General features: G+C 61.3%; 27 protein-coding genes. 12 read left to right on the forward strand and 15 right to left on the reverse strand.

Features of this window, described 5'->3' with window-relative positions; translation table 11 throughout:
- Positions 1-35 precede the first annotated feature (35 nt).
- The gene (gene rarD / locus ACW9H9_RS14340; RefSeq protein ID WP_457343876.1) at positions 36-917 is read left to right on the forward strand and encodes an EamA family transporter RarD; all 882 of its coding nucleotides are present in this window, start codon (positions 36-38) and stop codon (positions 915-917) included.
- Positions 918-950: 33 nt separating this feature from the next.
- On the opposite strand, the gene ACW9H9_RS14345 is transcribed toward rarD, so the two are convergent.
- From ACW9H9_RS14345 to ACW9H9_RS14375, 7 genes are all read right to left on the reverse strand, one after another.
- On the reverse strand, positions 951-2,150 hold the full coding sequence (locus ACW9H9_RS14345; protein ID WP_457343875.1) for a dermonecrotic toxin domain-containing protein: 1,200 nt from the start codon (positions 2,148-2,150) through the stop codon (positions 951-953).
- Between the two features lie 174 nt (positions 2,151-2,324).
- Entirely contained in the window at positions 2,325-3,401 is a 1,077-nt protein-coding gene (hppD, locus tag ACW9H9_RS14350) for a 4-hydroxyphenylpyruvate dioxygenase (protein ID WP_457343874.1), read from the reverse strand.
- 286 nt (positions 3,402-3,687) lie between these two features.
- Positions 3,688-4,371: a fimbrial biogenesis chaperone gene (locus ACW9H9_RS14355; protein ID WP_457343873.1), complete on the reverse strand. Its 684-nt coding sequence runs from the start codon at positions 4,369-4,371 to the stop codon at positions 3,688-3,690.
- A gap of 26 nt (positions 4,372-4,397) precedes the next feature.
- Positions 4,398-5,441 (reverse strand): fimbrial protein, encoded by a 1,044-nt coding sequence (locus tag ACW9H9_RS14360; RefSeq protein ID WP_457343872.1) that lies wholly within the window; start codon positions 5,439-5,441, stop codon positions 4,398-4,400.
- Positions 5,438-7,990, reverse strand: coding sequence for a fimbria/pilus outer membrane usher protein (locus ACW9H9_RS14365; RefSeq protein WP_457343871.1), 2,553 nt, complete (start codon positions 7,988-7,990; stop codon positions 5,438-5,440). The genes ACW9H9_RS14360 and ACW9H9_RS14365 overlap by 4 nt, the downstream gene beginning before the upstream one ends.
- 1 nt (position 7,991) lies before the next feature.
- The gene (locus tag ACW9H9_RS14370) at positions 7,992-8,765 is read right to left on the reverse strand and encodes a fimbrial biogenesis chaperone (protein WP_457343870.1); all 774 of its coding nucleotides are present in this window, start codon (positions 8,763-8,765) and stop codon (positions 7,992-7,994) included.
- Between the two features lie 29 nt (positions 8,766-8,794).
- Positions 8,795-9,361, reverse strand: a complete 567-nt coding sequence (locus ACW9H9_RS14375; protein ID WP_457343869.1) for a fimbrial protein — start codon at positions 9,359-9,361, stop codon at positions 8,795-8,797.
- Positions 9,362-9,619: 258 nt separating this feature from the next.
- Between ACW9H9_RS14375 and ACW9H9_RS14380 the strand changes: the two genes are divergently transcribed.
- Together ACW9H9_RS14380 and ACW9H9_RS14385 are read left to right on the forward strand one after the other, a co-directional pair.
- A complete protein-coding gene (locus tag ACW9H9_RS14380; protein WP_457343868.1) occupies positions 9,620-11,161 on the forward strand; it encodes an EAL domain-containing protein in 1,542 nt (513 codons plus the stop codon).
- A gap of 198 nt (positions 11,162-11,359) precedes the next feature.
- The gene (locus tag ACW9H9_RS14385) at positions 11,360-11,728 is read left to right on the forward strand and encodes a histone-like nucleoid-structuring protein, MvaT/MvaU family (protein ID WP_457343867.1); all 369 of its coding nucleotides are present in this window, start codon (positions 11,360-11,362) and stop codon (positions 11,726-11,728) included.
- A gap of 67 nt (positions 11,729-11,795) precedes the next feature.
- Here ACW9H9_RS14385 and ACW9H9_RS14390 read toward each other — a convergent pair whose 3' ends face one another.
- On the reverse strand, positions 11,796-12,344 hold the full coding sequence (locus tag ACW9H9_RS14390; RefSeq protein WP_457343866.1) for a DUF4946 domain-containing protein: 549 nt from the start codon (positions 12,342-12,344) through the stop codon (positions 11,796-11,798).
- A 201-nt stretch (positions 12,345-12,545) separates the two neighbouring features.
- On the opposite strand from ACW9H9_RS14390, the gene gloA reads away from it, so the two are divergent.
- Positions 12,546-13,067, forward strand: a complete 522-nt coding sequence (gene gloA / locus ACW9H9_RS14395; RefSeq protein ID WP_457343865.1) for a lactoylglutathione lyase — start codon at positions 12,546-12,548, stop codon at positions 13,065-13,067.
- A gap of 50 nt (positions 13,068-13,117) precedes the next feature.
- Here gloA and ahpF read toward each other — a convergent pair whose 3' ends face one another.
- From ahpF to ACW9H9_RS14410, 3 genes are all read right to left on the reverse strand, one after another.
- Entirely contained in the window at positions 13,118-14,683 is a 1,566-nt protein-coding gene (gene ahpF, locus ACW9H9_RS14400; RefSeq protein WP_457343864.1) for an alkyl hydroperoxide reductase subunit F, read from the reverse strand.
- Between the two features lie 128 nt (positions 14,684-14,811).
- Positions 14,812-15,375 carry an alkyl hydroperoxide reductase subunit C gene (gene ahpC, locus ACW9H9_RS14405; protein ID WP_457343863.1) on the reverse strand — a complete coding sequence of 188 codons (564 nt, stop codon included), beginning with the start codon at positions 15,373-15,375 and terminating at the stop codon, positions 14,812-14,814.
- 137 nt (positions 15,376-15,512) lie between these two features.
- On the reverse strand, positions 15,513-16,439 hold the full coding sequence (locus ACW9H9_RS14410; protein ID WP_457343862.1) for a site-specific integrase: 927 nt from the start codon (positions 16,437-16,439) through the stop codon (positions 15,513-15,515).
- Positions 16,440-16,609: 170 nt separating this feature from the next.
- On the opposite strand from ACW9H9_RS14410, the gene ACW9H9_RS14415 reads away from it, so the two are divergent.
- A complete protein-coding gene (locus ACW9H9_RS14415) occupies positions 16,610-17,617 on the forward strand; it encodes a DNA-binding protein (protein ID WP_457343861.1) in 1,008 nt (335 codons plus the stop codon).
- Here ACW9H9_RS14415 and gorA read toward each other — a convergent pair whose 3' ends face one another.
- Complete coding sequence (gorA, locus tag ACW9H9_RS14420; RefSeq protein WP_457343860.1) at positions 17,618-18,973, reverse strand: glutathione-disulfide reductase; 1,356 nt, start codon at positions 18,971-18,973, stop codon at positions 17,618-17,620.
- Positions 18,974-19,076: 103 nt separating this feature from the next.
- Positions 19,077-19,916, reverse strand: a complete 840-nt coding sequence (gene galU, locus ACW9H9_RS14425) for a UTP--glucose-1-phosphate uridylyltransferase GalU (protein WP_457343859.1) — start codon at positions 19,914-19,916, stop codon at positions 19,077-19,079.
- Positions 19,917-20,222: 306 nt separating this feature from the next.
- Here galU and ACW9H9_RS14430 point away from each other — a divergent pair, with 306 nt between their 5' ends.
- Both ACW9H9_RS14430 and ACW9H9_RS14435 read left to right on the forward strand, forming a co-directional pair.
- A complete protein-coding gene (locus ACW9H9_RS14430) occupies positions 20,223-20,402 on the forward strand; it encodes a hypothetical protein (RefSeq protein WP_457343858.1) in 180 nt (59 codons plus the stop codon).
- A 37-nt stretch (positions 20,403-20,439) separates the two neighbouring features.
- Positions 20,440-20,721: a hypothetical protein gene (locus ACW9H9_RS14435; protein ID WP_457343857.1), complete on the forward strand. Its 282-nt coding sequence runs from the start codon at positions 20,440-20,442 to the stop codon at positions 20,719-20,721.
- Between the two features lie 85 nt (positions 20,722-20,806).
- Here ACW9H9_RS14435 and ACW9H9_RS14440 read toward each other — a convergent pair whose 3' ends face one another.
- Positions 20,807-21,157: a hypothetical protein gene (locus tag ACW9H9_RS14440; protein WP_457343856.1), complete on the reverse strand. Its 351-nt coding sequence runs from the start codon at positions 21,155-21,157 to the stop codon at positions 20,807-20,809.
- Between the two features lie 211 nt (positions 21,158-21,368).
- Between ACW9H9_RS14440 and ACW9H9_RS14445 the strand changes: the two genes are divergently transcribed.
- The 4 genes from ACW9H9_RS14445 to ada all read left to right on the forward strand — a co-directional run bounded on the left by ACW9H9_RS14445 (position 21,369) and on the right by ada (position 23,663).
- On the forward strand, positions 21,369-21,671 hold the full coding sequence (locus ACW9H9_RS14445; protein WP_457343855.1) for a DUF1883 domain-containing protein: 303 nt from the start codon (positions 21,369-21,371) through the stop codon (positions 21,669-21,671).
- Between the two features lie 11 nt (positions 21,672-21,682).
- Positions 21,683-21,850 (forward strand): hypothetical protein, encoded by a 168-nt coding sequence (locus ACW9H9_RS14450; RefSeq protein ID WP_457343913.1) that lies wholly within the window; start codon positions 21,683-21,685, stop codon positions 21,848-21,850.
- A 4-nt stretch (positions 21,851-21,854) separates the two neighbouring features.
- Positions 21,855-22,520 (forward strand): DNA oxidative demethylase AlkB, encoded by a 666-nt coding sequence (alkB, locus tag ACW9H9_RS14455; protein WP_457343854.1) that lies wholly within the window; start codon positions 21,855-21,857, stop codon positions 22,518-22,520.
- A gap of 78 nt (positions 22,521-22,598) precedes the next feature.
- Positions 22,599-23,663: a bifunctional DNA-binding transcriptional regulator/O6-methylguanine-DNA methyltransferase Ada gene (ada, locus tag ACW9H9_RS14460; RefSeq protein WP_457343853.1), complete on the forward strand. Its 1,065-nt coding sequence runs from the start codon at positions 22,599-22,601 to the stop codon at positions 23,661-23,663.
- A gap of 14 nt (positions 23,664-23,677) precedes the next feature.
- Here ada and ACW9H9_RS14465 read toward each other — a convergent pair whose 3' ends face one another.
- Positions 23,678-24,265, reverse strand: a complete 588-nt coding sequence (locus ACW9H9_RS14465) for a CGNR zinc finger domain-containing protein (protein ID WP_457343852.1) — start codon at positions 24,263-24,265, stop codon at positions 23,678-23,680.
- 174 nt (positions 24,266-24,439) lie between these two features.
- On the opposite strand from ACW9H9_RS14465, the gene ACW9H9_RS14470 reads away from it, so the two are divergent.
- Complete coding sequence (locus ACW9H9_RS14470; RefSeq protein WP_457343851.1) at positions 24,440-25,318, forward strand: alpha/beta fold hydrolase; 879 nt, start codon at positions 24,440-24,442, stop codon at positions 25,316-25,318.
- Positions 25,319-25,341 lie beyond the last annotated feature (23 nt).

Genomic DNA, 25,341 nt, shown 5'->3' on the forward strand with positions numbered 1-25,341 from the left:
CCTCTTCCCCCTGAATCGGTTTACGCGAGGACAGCGTGTCTAAAGGTGTTGCTTTATCGGTATCGGCCTCGGTGTTGTTTGCCGTGATGTATTACTTCACTTCGTTGCTCACGCCGTTGAGCGGCCTGGAGATTTTTGGCTGGCGCATGCTGCTGACGGTGCCGTGCATGACCGTGTTCATGGTGCTCAGCGGTGAATGGCGGCGGGTGTGGGAGTTGGCGCGGCGTCTTTGGGCCCGGCCCCGGCTGATGGGCGGCGTGCTGGCCTCGTCGGCCTTGCTGGGGGTGCAGTTGTGGCTGTTCATGTGGGCGCCGCTCAACGGGCGCAGCCTGGACGTGTCGATCGGTTATTTCCTGCTGCCGCTGACCATGGTGCTGACCGGGCGCCTGGTGTACGGCGAACGGCTGTCGCGGCTGCAACAAATCGCGGTATTTTTTGCCGCCATCGGCGTGTTGAACGAGCTGATCCAGGTGGGTGGCTTTTCTTGGGCCACCCTGGTGGTGATCATCGGCTACCCGATCTACTTTGTGCTGCGCAAACGCCTGGGCACCGATCACTTGGGCGGGCTGTGGCTGGACATGGCGCTCATGCTGCCGGTGGCCTGGTGGTTTGTGCAAAGCGGTGAACAAGGCTTTGCCGTGCTCGACGCCCACCAGAAACTCTATGCGCTGATTCCGCTGCTGGGCCTGATCAGTGCCTCGGCGCTGGTGGCCTATATCATTGCCAGTCGCCTGCTGGCGTTCAGCTTCTTCGGCCTGCTCAGTTATGTGGAGCCGGTATTGTTGCTGGGCGTGGCGTTATTGCTGGGCGAAAGCATCAAGGCGGGGCAATGGCTGACCTACATTCCCATCTGGCTGGCGGTGATGGTGCTGGTGTTCGAGGGGTTCAAGCACCTGGTGCGGCACCGCAAGGCGTGAGGTCGTGGGGTGTCCATACCCCGGCGGGCCCGTTTAGCCCGCGGTGTCGTCCTGAGGCGGCACTACCCGCTCGAGCACCCCGGCCACGCCCCCCAGCGCCTCGCGGGCCATGCCGTAGTTCGGGATGACGCTTTGCAACTCGTCGCCAATCACTTGCAGCGCGGTGTCCATGGTTTTTTGATCGATACCAAAGAGATCGCCGATCCGGTTGCCCTGATTCAACGCCAGCAAGGTGCCGGTCAGCGGGTTCTTGGCGATGGCTTCGATGGACATCGCGATGTCAGCTGGAATGCCCAAGGCCTCCAGCGCCTCTGCCAAGCCGTGACCCGGGTTACGCAACTGGTCGAGAAACGCCTCGTAAAGCCCGCGAAGGTTGTTGGCGCCCACGTTATCGAGGGCGGCACTGGCCACCGTTGCACGGTATTCACTCATCGACATCAAGATGAGCGGGGCCTGATTGTTCAACCCGTTTTTTACGAAATAGAAGCCATCCTTGCTGCCGCCGTGCAGGTTGCCGTGGGCGTCGTATTTGTACAGCACCGCTTTGCCGTCCGCCCGGGTGCCGATGTAGGTTGCGTTGCCGTCGGGCTCGATCTTGTGCAGGCGTGTGTTGCTCAAGCCGTTCACGTGAACCGGCGGCACCGTGACGTCTTTGTGCAGCCGGGTAAAAATATCGTCCCGCTCATAGCCATAAGGACCGACCACTGCGTTGGTATCATCGTCGGCGAACCGCGCCAGCGTGGCGTTGACACGCGCCACCTGCGTGGGCGCTGCCGGATAGGAAAAATGCTCGGCAAAGTTGGCCCGCTGCTCTGGGTCCGCGGCCACCGCTTTAAGCCAGGCGGTCAGGTCTGCCTCGGTGTCGAACTCGAAAAACGTGCCCCCCTCTGCACCCGCCATGTACAGCAGGATATTCGGCCCCGCCTCAGTCGCGGGCACGCGCTTGACCATCACGATATCCGTCGACTGGGCGCCATCCACCGCAAAGGTCGACACCTGCGTGCCGGGTGCTCCCCGTTTGAACGGGTGCACAGCGGCCTCGGCCAGCACCCGCCCGCTGCGGCTGAGCGTGGTGTCCAGGTAAGCGTGTTGAGCGCTGTCCAGGTAGGTCTTGCGCGCCTCGCCCGTGGTACGCCATTCGTTGATCAGCGCGGTCGGAAGCACCCGGGGCGGCGGTTCGTTGGCCACCGTCGGAGCGCGGGTAGCAAAGGGGTTGGAAGCAATACTGGTCATAGGAACCTCTCATCGAAACACGCGGCATCGTTACCGCAAGGGGCGAGATGCTTCCCGCCGTCCTGTCGGCTGTGTGGGCGACAGGTTTCGATGTGTTCCGGACACACTGATTGCCAGGTATGAAAAAGCCCAGCAAAGGCACACCTTTACCGGGCTTGGTGGGTGGCGCAGGAATCAGTCGGCGGTCAGCACGCCCCGGCGCAACTGGTCACGCTCGATGGACTCAAACAGCGCCTTGAAGTTGCCTTCGCCAAAACCGTCATCGCCCTTGCGCTGGATGAACTCGAAAAATACCGGCCCCATCAGGGTTTCCGAGAAAATCTGCAGCAACAGGCGCTTGTCACCGGCTACCGACGAGCCGTCCAGCAAGATGCCACGGGCTTGCAGTTGGTCCACGGGCTCACCGTGGCCAGGCAGGCGGCCCTCGAGCATTTCGTAGTAAGTGTCGGGGGGCGCGGTCATGAAGCGCATGCCGATCTTCTTCAACGCATCCCAGGTCTTGACCAGGTCGTCCGTGAGAAACGCCACATGCTGGATGCCCTCGCCGTTGAACTGCATCAAAAACTCTTCGATCTGCCCGGCGCCCTTGGACGACTCTTCGTTCAAGGGGATGCGAATCATGCCGTCCGGAGCACTCATGGCCTTGGACGTCAGGCCGGTGTATTCGCCCTTGATATCGAAGTAGCGCGCTTCGCGGAAATTAAACAGTTTTTCGTAGAAGTTGGCCCAGTACACCATGCGCCCGCGGTACACGTTGTGGGTCAGGTGATCGATGACCTTAAGGCCTGCGCCCGGCGGGTTGCGGTCTACGCCGTCGATGAAGACGAAGTCGATGTCGTAGATCGAGCTGCCTTCACCGAACCGGTCGATCAGGTACAACGGCGCGCCGCCAATGCCCTTGATGGCTGGCAGGTTCAGCTCCATCGGGCCGGTTTCGATGTGAATCGGCTGCGCACCGAGTTCCAGCGCCCGCTTGTAGGCCTGCTGCGAGTCCTTGACCCGGAACGCCATGCCACACACCGACGGGCCGTGCTCGGTCGCAAAGTAGGAGGCGATGCTGTGGGGTTCGTTGTTGAGGATCAGGTTGATCCCGCCCTGGCGATACAGGTGCACGTTTTTCGAACGGTGGGTGGCCACCTTGGTAAAGCCCATGATCTCGAAGATGGGTTCCAGGGTGCCGGGCACAGGGGACGCGAATTCGATGAATTCAAAGCCCATCAGGCCCATCGGGTTTTCGTATAAATCTGCCATGGTCGGCGCCTCATCATGCTTGTCGTAAATAAAAGGTTATTGGCGGGCAAGGATGGAAGCGGCAGGCGGCGCACAGGAAATACCCCGCACGCTGCGGGCGAGGAAGTCACCGTAAAGGAGTTGGAACCCGAGTTGCTTCATGGCTGGTTCAGTCTCTTTCGCGCGAGGCTTGCGTGAGCGCAGGCGTTTATTCTTTTATGCGTAAATCGATTCTACACAGCGTAACGGCATTTGTCCGTACTCCTATCAAATCCCTCTGACCGGGTCGGTGCAAGGGGTTTGTTGGCTAAGGCCCTACAACGGTGGCGTGTTGGCGGGTCAGGCCATCGTCATCAAGGGTGGTGAACCTAAGCGGCCCGGTGCCGGTGCCCGGCAGCCCCGGCATAAACACCGTGGCCGTGGACTGCGGCGTGATCATCGGCGGGCGATCGCTGTGGTATTCGCTGCCCGACACCGTCAGCGCCACACGGGACAAGGTCACGTGGTAGGCCGTGGGGTTGCGCACCTGCAGCCCGTCACCTGTCAGTCGCCACACCAGCGCGCCGGGTGCGTCATCGGCGCGGCCAGGCAAACCGGCCGGTCGCAGGAACACTTTGATGCGGGTGCGAAAGGCAAATTGCAGGTGACCCGCCGCCGCATCGCCGTTCGCTGTCGGCCGGATGGCCAGCACGTTGAGCCAATAGACCGATTCGCCCTCAACCGCGCCGCCCGCGGTTGGCGTACCGTGGTAGCGCACCCGCAACGCCCTGCCCTTGCCCGCTTCCAGGCGCAGGATCGGCGGCGTGACAGTGAACGGCACCTCACTGTGTTCCGGCGACACCTGCGGGTCACCCCGGTCGAGCCATACCTGGACCAGCCGTGCGTCCGGCGCTTCGCTGGTCAGGTTGACTGTCACTTCGCGCACGCTCGCCGGGTAAATCACACGGGTCCGGTCGATCACCACCTCGGCCTGGGCGACCCCGGCACACATCAGCAACACCGCCCACCCGCCGGGCCTCACCGGTAGCTCATGGTGAAGGTGGCCAGGCCGTTGGCCGTGCCGGGCTGGATCAGCGGCTCGGTCTGGATGTAGCGCGCAGTCAAGGGGATTTGCACCGGGCCGTTATCGGTGCTCGCGGCCAGCCATTGGTTGGGGTTGCCGATGGCTGCCGAGTCCGGCCCGTAGCGAATCAGCGTGTTGCCGTGCAGCAGTTGCACGGCCACGCCTCGCGCACTGGAAGCCGCCGTGAGCGACAGGCGGTCGGTGCGGTTGGCCGGGTTGACCTGGTCGGTGAGCGTGACCCATACCTCCACACGGGCGCCGGTGCCGCCCGCACAGTCGAGTTCGAGCGTGCGCGTGGCGGCGCCTGCCACACTGCCGACCCCCTTGAAGTCCTTGGCCGCGACAGCCCCCAGGTTCAGCGGGATAGACGGCGTGGTCACCGAGCACGTCGGCGGGCGCGGCGGGCCCACCAGGGTGTTGCCCAGTTGCACGAACTGAAAACCCGCCGAAGGGGCATTGAGCGAAAACACCCCCACGGTGCGCGAAGGCATCACACCGCCCAGCACACGCCCGGTGGCAAAAAAGAACAGCCGCCCCCGGTAGCCCCATGACGGGATGCCCGGGTACACAGGGCCGCGCAAGGTGGTGGTGCCGGTGGTGACGGCGCTGAACGCACCGCCATCACGGTCCTGGGCCATCATGCCGAACCCCACGCCCATCACACCCGTGCGGTAAACCGGCATGCTCACGCCTTGGTAAAACACCGATTGGCCGGAAAAATCAGTGTCAGCGGGCATTTTCATGTAGGACCAGTACTCAACAAATGTCGGGTTATAGGTACACACCAACGCGTTCGGGATCTCAAAGGCGTAGCCATTGGGGTCGCCCAGTACCTGGCCTACGCTCGGGTTGGCGGGAATGTTGAGTGGCGCCGGGTTGAGCACCACCGTTGCGGCCGCCTTGCAATCGGCTGTCGCGTTCGCATCGCAGGCCGTCAATACACACACCGCGGCCAACCCGCCGAGCAGGATCCGCTTGAACACTGTGGGGCTCTTCATTGGGCACTCACCTCATCATTGGCGATGCATTGGCCCGCCAGCAGGTCGGCGTCCCGTTGACGCAGGCCGGGCGGCTGCGGCGGTAACCGATAGAAAATGTTGCAACTGCCAGTGGCGGCCTCGCTCCACTTGACGGTCAGCACGCCCCGCTCGGCAATGCCGCGCACAAAGGCTTTGCTGGCCTGGCCGACCACGCCCACTTCGCGCCCCTGCTCATCGAACACCTGCGCCGCGAACGGCAAGGGCTGGCCGTTGCGCCGCGTCGCCTTGACCACCACCGCGCGCCCGCTGGAGGTGGCAAACGTCACCTGCGACACCGCGCCCAGCGTCGGCACCACGCTATGACTGGCGTCCAGCAACTCCACATCCATCGACATGCCTTGCGGGTCGATGCTCACCGCGTTGCGCTGATAGGCGCGCAAAGACGGCACCACGGCGTAGCCATCGGCGTCGATGCGCGCCAGGCCGCCGACCAGCGCGCCCTGCGCGTCAGGGGCCTGCACCAGCGCCGACGCTTCGCCCAGGCTCTGGGAAAAGGTCAGGCCGCCACGGTGAGCAAGCAGCGCCCCGTCGGCACTCATCGACACCTGCGCGCTGTTTAGGCCTTGGCCGTAACCGGCGCGCAGGTTGGCCGCGTGGCCACGGTAGCCGCCGTAGGCATTAAAGCTGGACGCATCGGTGCCGCGACTGCCGTAGAAACCATAATTGCCCTGGTTGTCGTCACCGAGCAAACCGGTGATGCCCAGCTGTTGCTGGCTGGCGTTGCGCTCGCCGCTATCACGTGACACGGCGCTGGTCAGGCTGGGCGAACGGATGCCGCTGCCCAAAGGCATCGACAAGGTCAGCACCAGGCGGTTGTCCAGGCGCCCCTGTTGCGCCGCCTGCCCAAAAAACACCGCGTCGCTGCGCTCAGCGTGACTGGATGGCCGCGCGTCGTGGGTTCTTGAGCGTTGCGCCGACAGGTTCCAACTGAGCTGTTTCCACGTTGAGCCGTAGCTGACCGTGAATGAGGTCTGACGGCCCTGCCGGCGCCCCCAATAGGCGATGGAACTGGCGTAGAGGCTCAGGGTGCCTTTGGGTACTTTCTGGCTGACGGACAGGTCCAGACGACTTTTCTGGCGGGCGTAGCGCCCTATGTCATCGCCGCGACGGCCCAGTTCCCGCACGTTCAGCGCGTCATACAGGCTTAAATAGCCCTCAGTGGAAAACCGGTACGCCGCCAACACAAAATGGGTGCCCGCGGTCGGCAGGTTTTTGTTGTACGCCAGCCCCCAACTGCGCCCGCCCAGCATGCCCTGGCCGGGCACCCGGGTGCGCGAGCCCGTGCTGTCGAGGGCAAAGGCGCCGAAGACGGTGCTCATGGCCAGGCCCGTTTTGGCCTGGGCATAGCCCTCGGTCAAGGTGCCGCCGCCATACAGGGTCAACTGATCGGCAAGGCCGTGTTGAAAGGTGCCCTGCACCAGCGCCGGGCTGTCACCGCTGAGGCCGAGTTGGCGCACGCGCCCCAGTGTGGCGCTGTATTTCGTCGCCTGGTAGCGCAACAACTGCGGGGCGACCGAGTACGGCACCACGAAGTCGGTGCGCCGCCCACCTACTTCGGTGACGCTGACCTGCAGATCGCCGCCGTAGCCGGTGGGGTACAGGTCATCAATCACAAAAGGGCCCGGCGCCACGGTTGTTTCGTAGAGGGTGTAGCCGTTCTGGCGCACCGTGACCGTGGCGTTGCTGTCGGCGATACCCCGCACCTGCGGCGCGTAGCCTTGCCTGGATGGCGCGAGCATGCGGTCGTCGGTGGCCAGGGTGAGGCCGCGTATACGCACGCCCTCCAGGATCTGCCCGGTACTGAAGCTGTCGCCCAGGGTCAACAGTGACTGCCAGGACGGCAAGCCGCGTTGCAAGTACGTGGCGGTGTGCTGATAGCGCTGCACGCCGCCGCGCGAGTCCCAGTTTTGCGCCCCCTGATGCCGCAGGCGCCAGTGGCCCAGGTTGACGCCTCCGTTGAGGCCCAAATAGCCTCGGTCGGCTTCGTCGCCGCGCACGGCCGTCGAGGCGCTGAAGGTGTAATTGAGCAGGCCGGCATCGATGCCCGGGTCCCAATCGACCGGATCGACGAAACCACGGGCTGAACGCTTGAGGTAGGCCTGCGGGATGCTGAGCGACAGCACCAACGCGCCCGCGTCGAAATGGCGCGTGGCCAGGGGGACCCATTGGGCAACGTCGCGGCAGGCGGTGTCGCCAGGCTCGGCCGGTGTGTCCAGCGCAACGCCCAGTTGCTCGAGCAGGGCTCGGGTGACGCAGGGCTCGGCGCCCGCCTCATTGCCAACGCTGACAAAGCGGATGTCCCGGCGACCCATGGGCTGGTCGTTGAGCAGCACGTCCACACGGTAGTTTCCGGGCGCCATCAGGTTGCGGGTGTCGAAGCGCGAGACATCGGCAGCGGTGCCGGGGCCCTGGGTGAAGGCGTCAAGATCAAAGGTTGAGGCGCCGACGTCGATACAAATCAGCACGGCCCCCGACAGACCGACCATTCCCTGCGCGCGCAGCGGCATGTCAGAACGTCAGCGGCGCACGCTGAGGTGCCGAAAACGCGCCGAAGTCATTGATGTACTTAAAGTGCACCCCGGCATCGGAAGGCACCTTGCCCACCGCGCGACGGATGGCCAGCTTGAGGTGACCCCCGGGGGCGACCATGCCCTCCTCGGCGGGCACCCGGGCGGCATCGGCCTGTGAACCGAGGGCCAGGGCCACTTCGTTGAAGGTCACATGGAAGGCCGACGGGTTATGCACCTCCAGCACTGAGGTGCCCGTGTCGCGGCGCAAGGTCCAGCGCAACAGGGCGGGCGCCTCGTCCGGCGTGCCCGGCAAGTCGGGCGGGCGGAAAAACACCTTGGTGCGGATACGAAAGGCAAATTGCAGGTAATTGAACGGCTCCCCCTGCGGGACCAGCGTCTCGACCCGGGGCGGCACTTCAAGCACGTTCAGCCAGAACACCGACTCCCTGTCCGCTGGCAGGGGTTCCCGGGTGTAGACCACGCGCATCGCCTGGCTTTTACCCGGGTCCAGGCGAAACACCGGGGGCGAGAGGCTAAAGGGCACATCGCTCGATGACGGGTTGGCCGCACGCTCGCCCCGGTCAATCCAGGCCTGCACCAAACGCGGGGCCAGGCGGTCGTCGTTGGTCAGGCGCACGGTGATCTCACGTTTGTGTTGCGGGTAGACCTGGCGCGTGCCGTCGATAACCACCCCCGCCTCGGCGAGCGACGACAGCCCACAGAGCATCAGCATCGTGACCGGCAGGCAGCGCGACAGCGCCTTGTGAGTCATCACCTCATCCTTCAGGGCCAGGGCCTTGATCAAGGGAACGTCACGGAATACAGCACGCTGGTGCTCACCGGCCCCGCAGTGGCGACGCCCGTGGCGATGTAGTGCGCAGAAAACGGCAGGGTCGCCGTGCCGCCGGTGACGGTCGCGGAGCTGGAATTGACGCCAGCGCGCAGGTCGATGCGCTGATGGGTGACGCCGTCGGCGATCTCCACCTCCACATTTTCAGCCGGGGCTGGCGTGGCCGGGGCCCGGTTGACCAAATTCCCGGTGGCCGGGTTGATGGCCGGGCTGTTGCTCTCGTACAGCACCGCCACTACGGTGCCATCCGGACAGGTGCCGGCCGCGCCGCCCACGTGGATAAAAAACGGCGTGGAGCCCGCGGTCTGGCCTGCCGACTTGAGGGCGCTGGCCTGGACCGTGGCGAGCAACACCGGGAAATTGGCGTCTGCGCCAGGCCCGGGGCCCGGGCCCGTGCCGCCACTGATGCTGCACGTGGTGCCGTTGATGGCGCCCGTTACGGTAATTTCGCCGTCTGCAGCGCGCGCGGCGGGCACGATCATCAACAGCATGGCCAAGGCCGATATGGGTCGCTTCACTTGCAACACTCCTGGATGACGGCGCAAGGCATACGTGGCTGACTTGCGCGCAAATGGACGGGATAAATCATATAAAAGCGTGGATTTTCGTACTACTGACCGTTCGGCCAGGTACGTCACGCCCCGCCCACGCGCGCAGGCGAGCACAGATGCTCGCGGCCATCTATCATGGCCACTATCCGCACTCTTTTTTGATCGGCCTTGCAGTGTTGCCCGCATTTGAGAGCCCAATGATCTTCCCAGTGACAGGCCGCAAAAATGCCCCTGACCGTCAACGGCCCGCGCAAGCGCACAACCCGCTTTATGATCACCGCCCTCAGCGGAGCACTCCCGGTGCTGCTGGGCGTGGTGATTCTGCATTGGCAGGCAGAACGCACCCTGCAACAAAGTTCGGCCCACACCGCCCGGGAGGCCGTGCGCCAATTTGATTTCATGCTCGACAACGCCGCCTCTGCCGCTCAAACGCTGCTGCCACTGGCGGGCCAGAACTGCGACAGCGGCGCGCAACTGGCGCTGCGCGAGCAAGTCACACGCCGTCCGTTTGTGCGGGCCACCACACTGTCCTGGCAAAAGACGATCTATTGCAGTTCATTGTTTGGCGGCAACTATGTCTCGCCCGTCAACCCCGACGACTATGTCGAGGGGCAACTGTGGCTGATGAACGGCAACCCGGTGACGCCAGACACGGCGCTGCTGGTGTACCGGCTGACCGACGGCGACAAAGCCGCCTTTGCGTCTATCGACGGCTTTCACCTGGCCAACGTGCTGAGCCTGATCAGCAACTATGCGCAGTTGAACTTGCAGGTCGGGCCCCATTGGCTGTCAGCGGACGGCAAGGTGCACACGTCGACACCGCCGCTGTTTGCCGTGGCCCATCAGCACCTGGCGTCTGAGCGTTACGTTTATAGCGTCAACGTGGGCATGCCCCAAGGTGAGATCTGGCGTTACATGGAGGCGCGTTATCCCGCCGTGTTTGCCTTGGTGATTTTTTTTGGCGTGCTGGCCGCCCTGCTCGCCCACGGGCTGCAAAAACGCATCACCGCGCCCACCCAAGAACTGCGACGGGCGTTGGAAGCCAACGAGTTCGTCGCATATTTTCAGCCAGTGGTGCGCGGTGACTCCCGGCAATGGGCGGGCTGCGAAGTGTTGATGCGCTGGCAGCACCCCAAGGACGGCCTGGTACGCCCCGACCTGTTTATCCCGCTGGCAGAGCATTCGGGGCTGATCGTGCCCATGACCCGCGCGCTGATGCGCCAGACCGCTGCAACGCTGGCCCCGCACGCCGGGCGCCTGACCCCGGGGTTTCATATCGGCATCAACATCACCGCCCGTCACTGCCAGGACCTTGACCTGGTGCAGGACTGCCGTGAATTCCTGGCGGCGTTCGCACCCGGCCAGGTCACGCTGGTGCTGGAGCTGACCGAACGCGAACTGATCGTTCCCACGGACATCACCCATCAATTATTTCAGGCGTTGCATGAACTGGGGGTGATGATTGCCATTGATGATTTCGGAACCGGCCACTCCAGCCTGGGTTATTTGCGTAACTTCAATGTCGATTACTTGAAGATTGATCAAAGCTTTGTCGCCATGATCGGTGTAGATGCATTATCGCGGCATATACTCGACAGCATCATTGAACTGTCGGGCAAGCTGGATCTTGGCATCGTCGCCGAGGGCGTCGAAACAATCGAACAATGCGACTACCTCGCCGCCCAGGGCGTGGATTTTTTACAAGGTTACCTGTTTGGCAAGCCGGTCCCGAGTGAGGCGTTCATTAACTCGCTGAACAGCCACTGAATAGCCACCTCGCCTCTTCATGAAAGAGTGTTATTTCGTTGAAAGAGATGATTTACTCTCGGCAGCTTAACTACTACAATTTTTCCTGCCTGTGCGTAACGGGCAGGTAGGTCACTTTCACCGGGTCACCTTAAAGCCCTTGGCTTATTGCTTTATTTGCAGTAGTTCTCAGCCAACTACACTATCGGAGTACATATTTTGTCCAAACTCGCCGAATTTCGCGCAGCAGAAAAAGCCCTTCAAGAGCAGCTCGCCCAGCTGGAATCCCTGAAGAAAGACGCAGGCCTGAAAAAAGAAATCGAATTCGAAGAAAAGCTCAAGTCGTTGATGGACACCTACGGTAAAAACCTGCGTGAAATCATCCTGATCCTTGACCCAAGCAAAAGCATCTCCGCCGCACCGGCCGCAGCTGCACCTAAAACACGCCGCGCACGCGTGATCAAGGTGTATCAGAACCCGCACACCGGCGAGCTGATCGAAACCAAAGGCGGCAACCACCGCGGCCTGAAAGCCTGGAAAGAACAGCACGGCGCTGCCACTGTAGATTCCTGGTTGCGTGACCAGTAAGACGCACTAATAAAGAGCCCTGCATTTGCAGGGCTTTTTAGTTAAGTTCGAAGACCTGGCGCGGCCTTCAAAGTTTTAAGCTGTTTCGTACTGCGCTCACTTCATCCTTGCTCGCCTCATACGCTTCGGCTTGCCCTGCGTACGAAAATACATAGGCTTTTTCGCTGTCCACTACCCCTACCAATGTTTGTGACAGTACATGTCGACCGTTTTCGGTGATCACACAGGTAGTTTCCAGTGCGTCAAGACCGCTCAATGTTGTCGGGTGCATTTTGTTGCACACACTTTGATAACCGCCCTGGGCGAAATCTTTCTGGATAGACTTGCGCATTTCCAGCAATACGCCTTGCAGGTTTACCTTATGGCCCGCCTCGACCGGAGTACCGGTGAGCTCCATGACCATCAGGGTATTGCCATTTTCATCATTCTTTATTGCCCGCTGACGGGAAACCGCCGATGACTTGGCCGGCGCGTCGGTATCGGACGTTACTTCCTCTACCTGCCAGCCGCTGGGCCAATGAATTTCCGGGTCGGCCGCCCATACAGCGACACTGCCCAGTACCAGGCCCAGGCCCAGGCCCAGGCCAATCAACAGCGGTGCGTGAAATCGGTTCATTGCAAAAAAACACTCGAGGTCTAAGCGACAAAGTTTGAGCCAAGCGTGCGAAGCCTCGCAAGGGCAGCGTGGTGTTTTTCATTTGGCGCTGCCGCCAGGCCTTGCGTATCATGGCCCGGCTGCTGGGATGCTTGTCAGCCGCACGCCAGGGACCGCTCAAATTGTAGAGCAGCGTTTGCCCCATTTTTTTCTGGAGGGCCCATGAGCCTGCACGAACTGAACACTTTCCCGGGCGTGACTGCCCAACCCGACACCGCCACCTCGAACTTCGTGTTCAACCACACCATGCTTCGCGTCAAGGACGCCACCCAGTCCCTGGACTTTTACACCCGCGTCCTCGGCTTTTCCCTGGTTGAAAAGCGCGATTTCCCGGAAGCAGAGTTCAGCCTGTACTTCCTGGCCCTCGTGGACAAGGCGCAGATCCCGGCCGATGCCGCCGCGCGCAACGAGTGGATGAAGTCGATTCCCGGCGTACTGGAACTGACCCACAACCACGGCACCGAAAACGACCCGGACTTTGCCTACCACAACGGCAACACCGACCCGCGTGGTTTTGGCCATATCTGCATCTCGGTGCCGGATGTGGTGGCCGCGTGCGAGCGCTTTGAAGCGCTGGGTTGCGACTTCCAGAAGCGCCTGAGCGACGGTCGCATGAAAAGCCTGGCCTTTATCAAGGACCCGGATGGGTACTGGGTCGAAATCATCCAGCCCACCGCGCTGTAAGCAAAAAACCCCATGATCGCTCATGGGGTTTTCAGTTTCAGGCCTTGGCGTTATGCCGGCGCCGACGTGCGGATCAGGTGATCAAAAGCACTCAGCGACGCCTTGGCGCCCTCGCCCACCGCAATCACGATCTGCTTGTACGGCACGGTGGTCACGTCACCGGCGGCGAAGATGCCTGGCAATGACGTCTCGCCACGCGCATCCACAATGATCTCGCCACGCGGTGACAGCTCGATGGTGCCCTTGAGCCAGTCGGTGTTGGGCAACAGGCCGATCTGCACAAAGATCCCTTCCAGGTCGATCGTCTTGAACTCGCCGCTGTCGCGGTCTTTGTAGGCAAGACCGGTGACTTTCTGGCCATCCCCTTTGACTTCACTGGTCAGCGCGCTGGTGATCACGTCAACGTTGGGCAAGCTGTAGAGCTTGCGCTGCAACACAGCGTCGGCGCGCAGTTTGCTGTCGAACTCCAGCAAGGTCACGTGGCTGACGATACCGGCCAGGTCGATCGCCGCTTCAACGCCGGAGTTACCGCCGCCGATCACCGCCACGCGCTTGCCCTTGAACAGCGGGCCATCGCAGTGCGGGCAGAAGCACACGCCCTTGGCCTTGTACTCTTTCTCGCCCGGCACGCCCATTTCGCGCCAGCGGGCGCCGGTGGCCAGGATCAGCGTCTTGGACTTGAGGCTGGCACCGCTTTCAAAGCGGATTTCGTGCAGGTCGCCGGCATTTTTCGCCGGGATCAGGCTACTGGCGCGCTGCAGGTTCATGATGTCCACGTCGTATTGCTTGACGTGCTCTTCCAGCGCCGCGGCGAGTTTTGGCCCTTCGGTTTCCTGCACCGAGATGAAGTTCTCGATGGCCATGGTATCCAGCACCTGGCCGCCAAAACGCTCGGCAGCCACACCGGTACGGATGCCTTTACGGGCGGCGTAGATCGCGGCCGATGCACCGGCCGGGCCACCGCCCACCACCAGCACGTCAAAGGCGTCTTTGGCGCTGATTTTCTCGGCGGCCTTTTCGCTGCCGCCGGTGTCGATCTTGGCGAGGATTTCTTCAAGGCCCATGCGGCCCTGACCGAAGTTCACACCGTTCAGGTAAAGGCTGGGCACCGCCATGATCTGGCGTTCATCGACTTCAGCCTGGAACAGCGCACCGTCAATCGCCACGTGGCGGATGTTGGGGTTCAGCACAGCCATCAGGTTCAGCGCCTGGACCACGTCCGGGCAGTTCTGGCATGACAGCGAAAAATAAGTCTCGAAGTTGAACTCGCCCTTGAGGGCGCGGATTTGTTCGATTACTTCGACACTGGCCTTCGAAGGGTGGCCGCCGACTTGCAGCAGGGCCAGCACCAGCGAAGTGAATTCGTGCCCCATGGGGATACCGGCAAAACGCAGGCTGATATCGGCACCCGGGCGGTTGATGGAGAACGATGGCTTGCGTGCATCGTCACCGTCGGTCTTGAGGGTAATCAGCGTGGTCAGGCTGACGACGTCCTGCAACAAGGCCAGCATTTCCTGGGATTTCGCGCCGTCGTCAAGGGAGGCGACGATCTCGATCGGCTGGGTGACCCGTTCCAGGTATGACTTCAACTGAGCTTTAAGATTGGCGTCCAACATACGGGCGATTTCCTGTTCATTCATTTTTTACAGTCGAAAAAAAACGCCCGAGCGAATCTCGCCCGGGCGTCTTTATGGGCGGTGCAGCTTACTTAAGTGCGGTAACCCGCCCTTGATACGTCACAGACTTAGATCTTGCCGACCAGGTCCAGGGACGGTGCCAGAGTGGCCTCGCCTTCCTGCCACTTGGCTGGGCACACTTCGCCTGGGTGAGCAGCAACGTACTGAGCAGCCTTGATTTTGCGCAGCAGCTCGGAAGCGTCACGGCCTACGCCGCCATCGTTCAGTTCAACGATTTTGATCTGGCCTTCAGGGTTGATCACGAAGGTGCCACGGTCTGCCAGGCCAGCTTCTTCGATCAGCACGTCGAAGTTGCGGGAGATGGTCAGGGTTGGGTCACCGATCATGGTGTACTGGATTTTGCCGATGGCTGGCGAGGTGTTGTGCCAGGCAGCGTGAGCAAAGTGGGTGTCGGTGGAAACGCTGTAGATCTCGACGCCCAGCTTCTGGAACGCGTCGTAGTTGTCAGCCAGGTCTTCCAGTTCAGTCGGGCAAACAAAGGTGAAGTCGGCTGGGTAGAAGAACACCACGGACCATTTGCCTTTCAGGTCAGCGTCCGACACGTCTACGAAGTTGCCGTTTTTGTAAGCGGTGGCTTTGAACGGTTTTACTTGGCTGTTGATGATAGGCATCGTTGACTCTCCGTCAGGGTTAAGAAGTTGATGAGGTGAATCCTACCCACTCTTTCGGCTGATGGCTCATTGGCAAACCTGATGCTGATGATTGGTTTTCGCTATTAGGGAACTGTATTAATAGAAGAAAACTTCATTTACTCGAGGCTCGCACGGGTCATGCCGAGAAAGGGCGTCGCTTCAACATAGCGCATGGCCGATTTCATGTCCTTCCAGCCGACGTAACTCATCAACGATTTCAAGTCCCAGCCACTGCTGTGCGCCCAGGTCGCAAAGCCTCGGCGCAACGAATGACTGGTGTAATGCTCGGCGGGCAACCCGGCACGCGCCAGGGCCTGGCGCAGCAGCGGGATCACGCTATTGGGGTGCAACCCGGCTTCGCTGAGGTGGCCCCAGCGGTCAACCCCGCGAAACACCGGGCCGCGCACCAAACCCGAGGCGCTCAGCCATTCGCTGTAAGCCTGCACCGGGCACAGCCGCAACAAGGCAGGCGTCTGATAGGTGTGCCCGAGGTTTTCGCGATCACCCTTGCTGCGCGGCAAATACAGGCTGATCCCCGCCCCCGCCACCGCTTGCACATGCTCGATCGCCACACGGCACAACTCATCGCTGCGAAAGCCACGCCAGAAACCCAGCAGTATCAGCGCGGCATCGCGCTTGGCACGCAGCCATCCGGCCCTATCGTCAGCCGCCCGCGCCTGCGCACCTTCGCGTTCCAGGTATTCGATCACCTGCTCCAGGTGCTGCAACTGCAAGGGCTCGGCCTGTTTCTCGCGGGCCGGGTGCAGCGCACGGATGCCCTTGAGCACTTTGCGCACCACAGGCGCCTTGGTCGGGTCGGGAAAGCCCTGGCTGGTATGCCACTGCGCCAACGCTGACAGCCGCAACTTCAACGTATTGACCGCAAGCACCCCCGCGTGTGCCACCAGATAACGCGCAACGCTGTCGCTGGTGGCGGGCAAAAAGCCGCCCCAGCTCACTTCAAAGTGCTCGATCGCCGCCCGGTAACTGCGCCGGGTGTTATCGCGGGTGGCGGCGTTGAGGTAACGATCCAACTCGCTCATGGCCGCTCCTGATGTACTGCCATTGGGCTAAAACCGCTTGAAAAGGCTGATGACACGGGATAATACGCCAATATCCCACCTGTTAAATATCAAATTTCAATCAAATAATATAAGTGATATAGTACGTATATACATACTACGTACCACAGTACTAAATCGACGGAGACACCATGGCGCGCGGCGGCATTAATAAAGCGGTAGTTCAAACGGCACGCCTGGCGATCCTCGCTCGCGGCGAAAACCCCAGCATCGACGCCGTACGCATTGAAATGGGCAATACCGGCTCGAAAACCACGATTCATCGTTATTTGAAGGAGTTGGACGAGAGCGAAAGCCGGCAGGCCATTACCCAAGCGCCGATAGACGACGAGCTTGCCGAACTGGTCGGCAAGCTTGCGCAACGCCTGAAAGACAAGGCCCAGGAGCCGATTGACCTGGCACGGGCGCAGTTCGAGCAGCAAGAAGCCGCCCTGCTCGCCCAGGTGCAAGCCCTGGAAACGGCCCAGCAGCAACTCAAGCAACAATTGGATATCCAGGCCGCCGCCCTGGCCGAAGAAAGCGCCGCCCTGCAAACGGCCAGCACCAGCCTGCAAACCGAGCAGACCCGCAACGCCGGCCTGAGCCAGGCGTGCAGTGATTACGAATTGCGCATCAAAGATAAGGACGAGCAGATTCGCTCACTGGAAGAGAAACACGTGCACGCGCGCGATGCACTGGAGCACTACCGCAACGCAGTCAAGGAACAGCGCGAGCAGGAACACCGGCGCCACGAAGGCCAAGTGCAGCAAGTGCAGGCAGAACTACGTCAGGCGCAACAGAGCGCAATGGTGCGCCAGGACGAAATCACCCAGTTGCATCGCGACAACGAGCGACTGCTGATTGAACACCGCGTCACGGCAAAAGAGCTTGGCGCCTTGCAGGAACAACTGCGCAAGGAACAACAGCAACGCGATCAACTGGCCCAGCACACCGCCCTGATCGACAGCGAGCGCACCCTGCTTCAGGAACGCTTGCGCGTCGCAGCGCTGGAGAGCCAGGCCCACCAGCAGGCCCTGGCCGAACACCAGCAGACCAACAAAACCCTTGAACTAGAGCTGGTCAAGGCGCAGGCCCATATCGACGCGCTGCACCTGGCGACCGCCGTTGCAGCGGCGCCAGAGGCAACAACTAAAGGCTGATCAGCGCGTCGGCGTACGCATCGTGACGAATTCTTCCGCCGCCGTAGGGTGCACGCCGATGGTTTCGTCGAAATGGCGCTTAGTGGCGCCCGCCTTGAGCGCAATCGCCAAGCCCTGGACGATCTCACCGGCATCCGGGCCTACCATGTGCGCGCCCAGGACCTTGTCGGTGTCGGCGTCGACCACCAGTTTCATCAGCGTGCGTTCCTGGCACTCGGTCAGGGTCAGCTTCATCGGCCGGAAGCGGCTTTCAAACACCTGCACATTATGGCCGTCGGCCTTGGCTTGCTCTTCGGTCAGGCCCACGGTGCCGATATTCGGCTGACTGAACACCGCCGTCGGGATCATGGCGTAGTCCACCGGGCGGTACTGCTCAGGCTTGAACAACCGGCGGGCAACAGCCATGCCTTCGGCCAATGCCACCGGGGTCAGTTGCACACGCCCAATCACATCGCCAATCGCCAGAATCGACGACTCGGCAGTTTGGTACAGCTCGTCCACCTCGACGAAGCCGCGCGCGCCCAGCTTGACGCCGGTGTTTTCCAGCCCCAGGTTATCGAGCATCGGGCGACGGCCCGTGGCGTAGAACACACAATCGGTTTCCAGCACGCGACCGTCTTTCAAGGTGGCCTTGAGGCTCCCATCGGCCTGTTTGTCGATGCGCTCGATGTCGGCATTGAACTGCAGGTCCAGGCCGCGCTTGGTCAGCTCTTCCTGCAAGTGCGTACGCACCGCACCATCAAAGCCGCGCAGGAACAAGTCGCCGCGATACAGCAAGGTGGTCTGGGCGCCCAGGCCCTGGAAAATCCCGGCGAATTCGACCGCGATATACCCCCCGCCTACCACCAGCACGCGCTTGGGCAATGCCTTGAGGAAGAACGCTTCATTGGAACCAATGGCGTGCTCATGCCCGGGAATGTCCGGGATCTGCGGCCAGCCGCCCGTGGCGATCAAAATGTGCTTGGCCGTGAAGCGCTCGCCGTTGATTTCGACCTGATGCGGGTCGACCAGCCGGGCGTGCCCTTCATGCAGCGTGACGCCGCTGTTGACCAGCAGGTTGCGGTAAATGCCGTTGAGGCGATTGATTTCGCGGTCTTTGTTGGCGATCAACGTCGCCCAGTCAAAGTTCGCCTCGTCCAGGGACCAGCCAAAGCCGCTGGCCTGCTCAAACTCTTCGGCAAAGTGCGAACCGTAGACCAGCAGTTTTTTCGGCACGCACCCAACGTTAACGCACGTACCGCCCAGGTAACGGCTTTCAGCAACCGCCACCTTGGCCCCAAAGCCAGCAGCAAACCGCGCCGCCCGAACACCGCCGGAACCGGCGCCAATCACATACAAATCAAAGTCGTAGGCCATTTCACTCTCCTCAGCAGGACAACAGCATACCCGCTTACATAAGGCCGAAAAACGAGAAAGCCACCCGAAGGTGGCTTTCTTTTACGCAGCAGGCAAACGTGGATCAGTAAGCCTTGCCCGTCTTGTAGAAGTGCTCGTAGCAGAAGTTGGTGGCTTCGATGTAGCCTTCGGCGCCGCCGCAGTCAAAGCGCTGGCCTTTGAACTTGTAGGCAATCACGCAACCGTCTTTGGCTTGCTTGAGCAGTGCGTCGGTGATCTGGATCTCGCCGCCCTTGCCTGGCTCGGTTTCTTCGATCAGCTTGAAGATGTCCGGGGTCAGGATGTAGCGACCGATGATCGCCAGGTTCGACGGCGCATCTTCTGGCGCTGGCTTTTCAACCATGTCGCGCACGCGGATCAGGCCATCGCCGATCTCGTCGCCGGCGATCACGCCGTACTTGTTGGTTTCCTGCGGGTCCACTTCCTGGACCGCAACGATGGTGCAACGGTACTTTTTGTACAGATTGACCATTTGGGTCAGCACGCCGTCGCCGTCCAGGTTCACGCACAGGTCGTCCGCCAGTACCACGGCGAACGCTTCGTCACCGATCAGCGGGCGGCCGGTCAGAATGGCGTGGCCCAGGCCCTTCATTTGGGTCTGGCGGGTGTAGGAGAACGAGCACTCGTCCAGCAGCTTGCGGATACCGACCAGGTATTTTTCCTTGTCGGTGCCCTTGATCTGGTTTTCCAGCTCGTAGCTGATGTCGAAGTGGTCTTCCAGCGCGCGCTTGCCGCGGCCGGTCACGATAGAGATTTCGTTCAGGCCGGCGGCCAGTGCTTCTTCGACGCCGTACTGAATCAGTGGCTTGTTCACCACTGGCAGCATCTCTTTGGGCATGGCCTTAGTCGCTGGCAGGAAGCGAGTACCGTAACCGGCTGCAGGGAACAAGCATTTCTTGATCATATAAGTCCTTACAAAGGGCTGTGCGTGCGAAATTCGGCGCAGTCTAATCAGGCCGCAGTCACCTTACAATGGGTCCTGCTGGCGTTGCGATGTCAACATAGAGAAAAAATCTCGGCGATAGTTCCGCCCGCCTTGAGACAACAGGCTGGACGGCGTTAATAATTGTCCGCAATTGCCTGCTGTTTAAAGGGTTGCGACCTTTTTATCACGCTTTTCCGAGCCTGGCACTGACCGGCAACAACGTGCGCTACCGGCAGGCGTTTGGCGCTATCATTGCGCCCTTGAACCTGATCACGAGACAGATAAATGTCGGACGCAAAAAAAGTAAACGGTTACCTGATCGAAAAGCACGACGGCCAATGGTGGATGGTAGGCTTTGAAAACGAACGCGTCGCCGGCCCGTTTGCCAAGGAAAGCGACGCCGTAGACGTGGCCAACGTGTTTGAAGACCTGGCGCCTCGCGCCAGCCAAAAGACCAAACGCTGAACCAGCGTTCCCCTCCCGACTGCGCGGCGTCCCGAACATGAACAAAATCATGGCATTGATTGCGGTACTGGCGCTGGGCGGTTGCACCACGGCGTCGGACACCGTCTTGAACAACGGTGAGCAAGGCTTGACCATCGACTGCTCGGGCGAGGCCAACACCTGGGCCAGTTGCTATGAAAAGGCCGACGCCTCCTGTGCAGGCACCGGCTACCGCATCGTTGGCACCCAGGGCACACCGTCACTGAATGAAAGCGACAAAACCCTGGGCAAAGACGTGGGCAACTTCAAGGAGCGCAGCGTGGTGGTGGTCTGCAAATAGTGAAACCTGCAAAAAAACCGACGCTGCCCGGGCAGGTCGGTTTTTTTGATCGGAGTCAAACGTGCAGCGCCGGGGGGCCCCGAACTTAGCCGGAAATACACGCCTCTGCGGCGCCCTTCACGTCGCCCGGACGGATCGGCACATTGGACATGCTCTCGTAGAGCTTGATACTGCTACCGCTGGAGCGATCCTCGATTTCGAAAATCGCCGACGGGTCCGCCGAGAATTTCTGCGGAACGATCACTTGGATACCGCCCTTGTGCGGCTCGATTTGCGAAGGCCTGCGGGTTGTAGACAGTTTCTGGACCACACAGGCCGCGTATTCCTGCGGTTTTTTCCCGGAGATGACCGCCAGCGTCGGCGGGGTCTGCTTGATGTCCGCCACCGACGCACACCCACCCAACGCCAAGGCCAGAACCCATATACTCCACTTCATACAAAACCTCCGATAAAAATCCTACGACAGCAGGGAAAGTATTTTTCTCCCAAGCCCATTGGATTTATCCCTCATAACTCGCTAAATAACTGGTTTAAATTGTCGAAGACGTCAACGACGGCCCGATAATAAACGTGCTGGGGCTGATAAACTCCATCTTAACCTACGTATCGTTCTGATTTTTCAGAAAAAGCTATTCTGGAGACACCCCATGAAATTCATCCACCAGCGCGAACACCTCAACGAGGGCGACATTGTTGTCATCGAGTGCTCGCAGACCTGCAACATTCGCCTGATGAGCGACGCCAACTTTCGCAGCTTCAAGAACGGCGGCCGCCACACCTACCATGGCGGCGCGTTCGACAAGTTCCCCGCCAAAATCACCGCGCCCAGCACCGGTTTCTGGAACATCACCCTGGACACCGTCAGCCGCCGCGCCATCAGTGTGACGCGCAAACCGACCTTGTCCCACAAGATCCGTATCGTTCGTCGTACCCACTCCAAACTGAGCTGACAGGAATGCCCGTGACCTCCACTACCAAATACGTGATCAAGTACAAGCTCAACGGCGAGCGCCGCTTCGAATTTGCCCAACTGCAGACCGGCAGCCTTGAAGAAGCCCGGCAAGCCCTGGCAAAAATGCACGACTCCAGCGATGAAATCACCGACATCAACGTCAGCAAGGCCCTGTAACCCCATGCAAGGCCCCACGTCGGACCTGTTTGCCGAAGAGGCGTTGCAGCAGCCGTCGGGGCGCGAACAGATAGGCCAGCAATCCTGCGTGCTCAGGGGTTATGCATTGCCTTGGGTCGAGCGCCTGCTAACAGACCTGCGCCAAGTGCTGGCCCGCTCACCCTTTCGGCAGATGGTCACCCCGGGCGGCCATACCATGTCGGCCGCCCTGAGCAGTTGCGGCGACCTGGGCTGGACCACCGACCCAACGGGTTATCGCTACAGCCCCATTGATCCGCGCAGCGGCCAGCCCTGGCCACACATGCCACCTACCCTGCGCGAACTGGCGGCACTGGCCGCCAAAGAAGCCGGATTCGACGCATTTGCACCCGACGCCTGCCTGATCAACCGCTACGTGCCAGGCGCCAAAATGTCCTTGCACCAGGACAAAAACGAGCGCGACCTGAGGGCGCCGGTGGTGTCCGTTTCCCTTGGCCTGCCCGCGATATTCCTGTTTGGCGGCCATCAGCGCAGCGACCGGCCGCAGAAAATCTCGCTGTTCCACGGCGACGTCGTGGTGTGGGGCGGCGTTGACCGCCTGCGGTTTCATGGCGTGATGCCGATCAAAGAAGGCGTTCACGTACAGATGGGACCACAGCGAATCAACCTGACCTTTCGCACGGCCGGCTGAATTTGACCGCAAGCATCGGGGTGTGGCGAGCGAGCAACGCGCTTAAACTGGCCTGCCTCTGCCAAGAGTAAAACCGCCATGACTGCACCCCACCCCACCGAACAGGACCCCCGCTGGGCCGCCATCGTCGCCCGCGACGCCAGCGCCGCGCCAGGCTTTGTGTATGGCGTCAAAACCACCGGTGTCTACTGCAAGCCCGGCAGCAGCGCGCGTTTGCCGCGCCCGGAAAACGTCGAGTTCTTCGACACCCCGCAACAAGCCGAGGCCGCGGGCTACCGCCCCAACAAACGCGCTTCGGCAGACCCAACCCAAGTGGCCGCCCGCCATGCGCAACAGGTGGCCGCCGCCTGCCGGCAGATCGAACACGCCGACACGCCGCCCACTCTTGAAGCGCTGGCCACCGTCGCAGGCTTGAGCCCGTTTCATTTTCATCGTGTGTTCAAATCGGTGACCGGCCTGACACCCAAGGGCTACGCCAGCGCCCATCGCTCACGCAAAGTGCGCGATCGCCTGCAAGAACAGCACTCGGTGACCGACGCCCTCTACGACGCAGGCTTTAACTCCAACAGCCGGTTTTATGCGTCCGCCCCGCAACTGCTCGGCATGACCCCCAGCGATTACAAGGCGGGCGGGCGCAACAACGACATCCACTTTGCCGTCGGCGAATGCTCACTGGGCGCCATCCTGGTGGCGCAGAGCAACCGTGGCGTGTGCGCCATTTTGCTGGGGGACGACCCGGACACGCTGGTGCGCGACCTGCAAGACCAATTTCCCCGCGCCAACCTGCTGGGCGCCGATGCGCGCTTTGAACAACTGATCGCCCAGGTCGTGGGGCTGATCGAAGCACCGGCATTGGGCCTGGACCTGCCACTGGACCTGCGCGGCACCGCGTTTCAGCAGCGGGTCTGGCAAGCCCTGCGCGACATTCCAGTGGGCAGCACCGCCAGCTATGCCGAGATCGCCCAGCGTATCGGCGCGCCGAGTGCGTTTCGTGCCGTGGCCCAGGCGTGTGGCGCCAACCGCCTGGCCGTGGCAATTCCCTGCCACCGGGTGGTGCGCAGCGACGGCAACCTTTCGGGCTACCGCTGGGGCGTAGAGCGCAAGCGCCGGTTGCTTGCGCGCGAAGTACCGCCTGAACCCTAGTGAGGCTTCGCGCCTTAACGCATCATTTTGCGTTTACGAAACTCGGCGACCTTATGCCGGTTGCCACACAGCGCCATGCTGCACCAGCGGCGCTTATGCGCCTTGGTTCGGTCGTAGAACCACAGCACGCAGTCTGGATGCTCGCACGTACGGATCAGGCTGAAATCCCCGTCTACCAACAGGCGGGCGGCCGCTTCGGCGATGGGTGACAGAAACTGCTCCGGCGTCTGCTGCTTGCGCTGTCGCTCCACGCGCAACTCGCCGGGCGCACTCCAGTGCAGGTGCGGGTGGCTCACCGCCTTGCGCAAAAACCCATTCAACACAGCCGGATCACCTTGCAACCCGGCCTTGCGCCGCTCCAGCAAGCCACGAATCACTTCCCGCAACGCGCGCGCGGTATCGAGCAAGGCCCCCGCCTCAAACCTGGGCAACGCGCCCTCCTCGCACCACCCCAGGCGCACCAGCCAGCGCCCGACGTCGGCGTCGTCCTGCCAGAACTCGACAGGCGCTCCTTCGACATTGGCGCGCGTATTGAGCATGTCCAGCACGGGGTCATCAGCCAGGACATAGGGCTCAAGGGGCTGCGAAGTAACGTCGGTCATGGCAAGTCCTCTCTAGATTCGCGCCATAGTAACCGCTTAAATTGAATTTGGACAGTTACAAAATACAGTTATGTAACCCAACAAAATAATTTGACAGGTTACATTTACAGGCGCAGCCTGCTCGCCAAGTAACCCGAAACAACCAATTAACCAGTTACCAAAAGGACCTTTTTCATGACACTTTCGACCCCCGTTGTCCGCTACCAACATGTCGATGCCGATGGCGTACGCGTGTTCTACCGTGAAGCCGGCGACCCCTCGGCCCCGGTGATGTTGCTGCTGCACGGCTTCCCCAGCTCTTCCCACATGTACCGCGACCTGATCCCGTTGCTCGCCACCCGCTACCGCGTCATCGCACCGGACCTGCCGGGGTTTGGCTTTACTGAAGTACCGGCCGAACGCAACTACCTCTACACCTTCGACAACCTGGCAATTACCGTCGGCCACTTTGTCGACGCGCTGAAACTCGACCGCTACGCGCTCTACGTGTTCGACTACGGTGCACCGGTCGGCCTGCGCCTGGCGGTGGCGCACCCGGAACGGGTCAGCGCACTGGTGTCGCAAAACGGCAACGCCTACCTCGAAGGCCTGGGCGATGCATGGGCGCCCATCCGTGCCTACTGGGCCGAGCCGAGCCAGGCCAACCGTGAAGTCATCCGCAACGCGGTCATCAGCCTGGAAGGCACCCGCTATCAGTACTTGCATGGTGTCAAACAGCCCGACTTGATCGCCCCTGAGTCCTACATGCTTGACGTCCTGCTGATGCAGCGCCCGGGCAACGACGAAATCCAACTCGACCTGTTTCTGGACTACCGCAACAACCTGACCCTGTACCCCGCGTTCCAGGCGTTTTTCAAGGCGCGCCAGGTGCCGACGCTGGTGATCTGGGGCGAGCACGACCCGTTCTTTATTCCGCCAGGGGCCCACGCCTATAAAAACCACAACCCCAACGCCGTGGTAGAGCTTTTGGACACCGGCCACTTCGCCCTGGAAACCCACGCCGCGCACATCGCGCAGCGCATTCACGAGGTGCTCGGCGACACCACCGCTTAAAACGACCCACGATGCAGGGGCAT

The sequence above is a fragment of the Pseudomonas sp. SDO5215_S409 genome (assembly GCF_054071325.1).

Excerpts from the sequence above, each read along its gene's own strand:
- ACW9H9_RS14345 (WP_457343875.1), bottom strand. The coding sequence starts at position 2,150 with ATGACCAGTATTGCTTCCAACCCCTTTGCTACCCGCGCTCCGACGGTG.
- hppD (WP_457343874.1), bottom strand. The coding sequence starts at position 3,401 with ATGGCAGATTTATACGAAAACCCGATGGGCCTGATGGGCTTTGAATTC.
- ACW9H9_RS14355 (WP_457343873.1), bottom strand. The coding sequence starts at position 4,371 with ATGTGTGCCGGGGTCGCCCAGGCCGAGGTGGTGATCGACCGGACCCGT.
- ACW9H9_RS14360 (WP_457343872.1), bottom strand. The coding sequence starts at position 5,441 with ATGAAGAGCCCCACAGTGTTCAAGCGGATCCTGCTCGGCGGGTTGGCC.
- ACW9H9_RS14365 (WP_457343871.1), bottom strand. The coding sequence starts at position 7,990 with ATGCCGCTGCGCGCGCAGGGAATGGTCGGTCTGTCGGGGGCCGTGCTG.
- ACW9H9_RS14370 (WP_457343870.1), bottom strand. The coding sequence starts at position 8,765 with ATGACTCACAAGGCGCTGTCGCGCTGCCTGCCGGTCACGATGCTGATG.
- ACW9H9_RS14380 (WP_457343868.1), top strand. The coding sequence starts at position 9,620 with ATGCCCCTGACCGTCAACGGCCCGCGCAAGCGCACAACCCGCTTTATG.
- ACW9H9_RS14390 (WP_457343866.1), bottom strand. The coding sequence starts at position 12,344 with ATGAACCGATTTCACGCACCGCTGTTGATTGGCCTGGGCCTGGGCCTG.
- gloA (WP_457343865.1), top strand. The coding sequence starts at position 12,546 with ATGAGCCTGCACGAACTGAACACTTTCCCGGGCGTGACTGCCCAACCC.
- ahpF (WP_457343864.1), bottom strand. The coding sequence starts at position 14,683 with ATGTTGGACGCCAATCTTAAAGCTCAGTTGAAGTCATACCTGGAACGG.
- ahpC (WP_457343863.1), bottom strand. The coding sequence starts at position 15,375 with ATGCCTATCATCAACAGCCAAGTAAAACCGTTCAAAGCCACCGCTTAC.
- ACW9H9_RS14410 (WP_457343862.1), bottom strand. The coding sequence starts at position 16,439 with ATGAGCGAGTTGGATCGTTACCTCAACGCCGCCACCCGCGATAACACC.
- ACW9H9_RS14415 (WP_457343861.1), top strand. The coding sequence starts at position 16,610 with ATGGCGCGCGGCGGCATTAATAAAGCGGTAGTTCAAACGGCACGCCTG.
- gorA (WP_457343860.1), bottom strand. The coding sequence starts at position 18,973 with ATGGCCTACGACTTTGATTTGTATGTGATTGGCGCCGGTTCCGGCGGT.
- galU (WP_457343859.1), bottom strand. The coding sequence starts at position 19,916 with ATGATCAAGAAATGCTTGTTCCCTGCAGCCGGTTACGGTACTCGCTTC.
- ACW9H9_RS14430 (WP_457343858.1), top strand. The coding sequence starts at position 20,223 with ATGTCGGACGCAAAAAAAGTAAACGGTTACCTGATCGAAAAGCACGAC.
- ACW9H9_RS14435 (WP_457343857.1), top strand. The coding sequence starts at position 20,440 with ATGAACAAAATCATGGCATTGATTGCGGTACTGGCGCTGGGCGGTTGC.
- ACW9H9_RS14440 (WP_457343856.1), bottom strand. The coding sequence starts at position 21,157 with ATGAAGTGGAGTATATGGGTTCTGGCCTTGGCGTTGGGTGGGTGTGCG.
- ACW9H9_RS14445 (WP_457343855.1), top strand. The coding sequence starts at position 21,369 with ATGAAATTCATCCACCAGCGCGAACACCTCAACGAGGGCGACATTGTT.
- alkB (WP_457343854.1), top strand. The coding sequence starts at position 21,855 with ATGCAAGGCCCCACGTCGGACCTGTTTGCCGAAGAGGCGTTGCAGCAG.
- ada (WP_457343853.1), top strand. The coding sequence starts at position 22,599 with ATGACTGCACCCCACCCCACCGAACAGGACCCCCGCTGGGCCGCCATC.
- ACW9H9_RS14465 (WP_457343852.1), bottom strand. The coding sequence starts at position 24,265 with ATGACCGACGTTACTTCGCAGCCCCTTGAGCCCTATGTCCTGGCTGAT.
- ACW9H9_RS14470 (WP_457343851.1), top strand. The coding sequence starts at position 24,440 with ATGACACTTTCGACCCCCGTTGTCCGCTACCAACATGTCGATGCCGAT.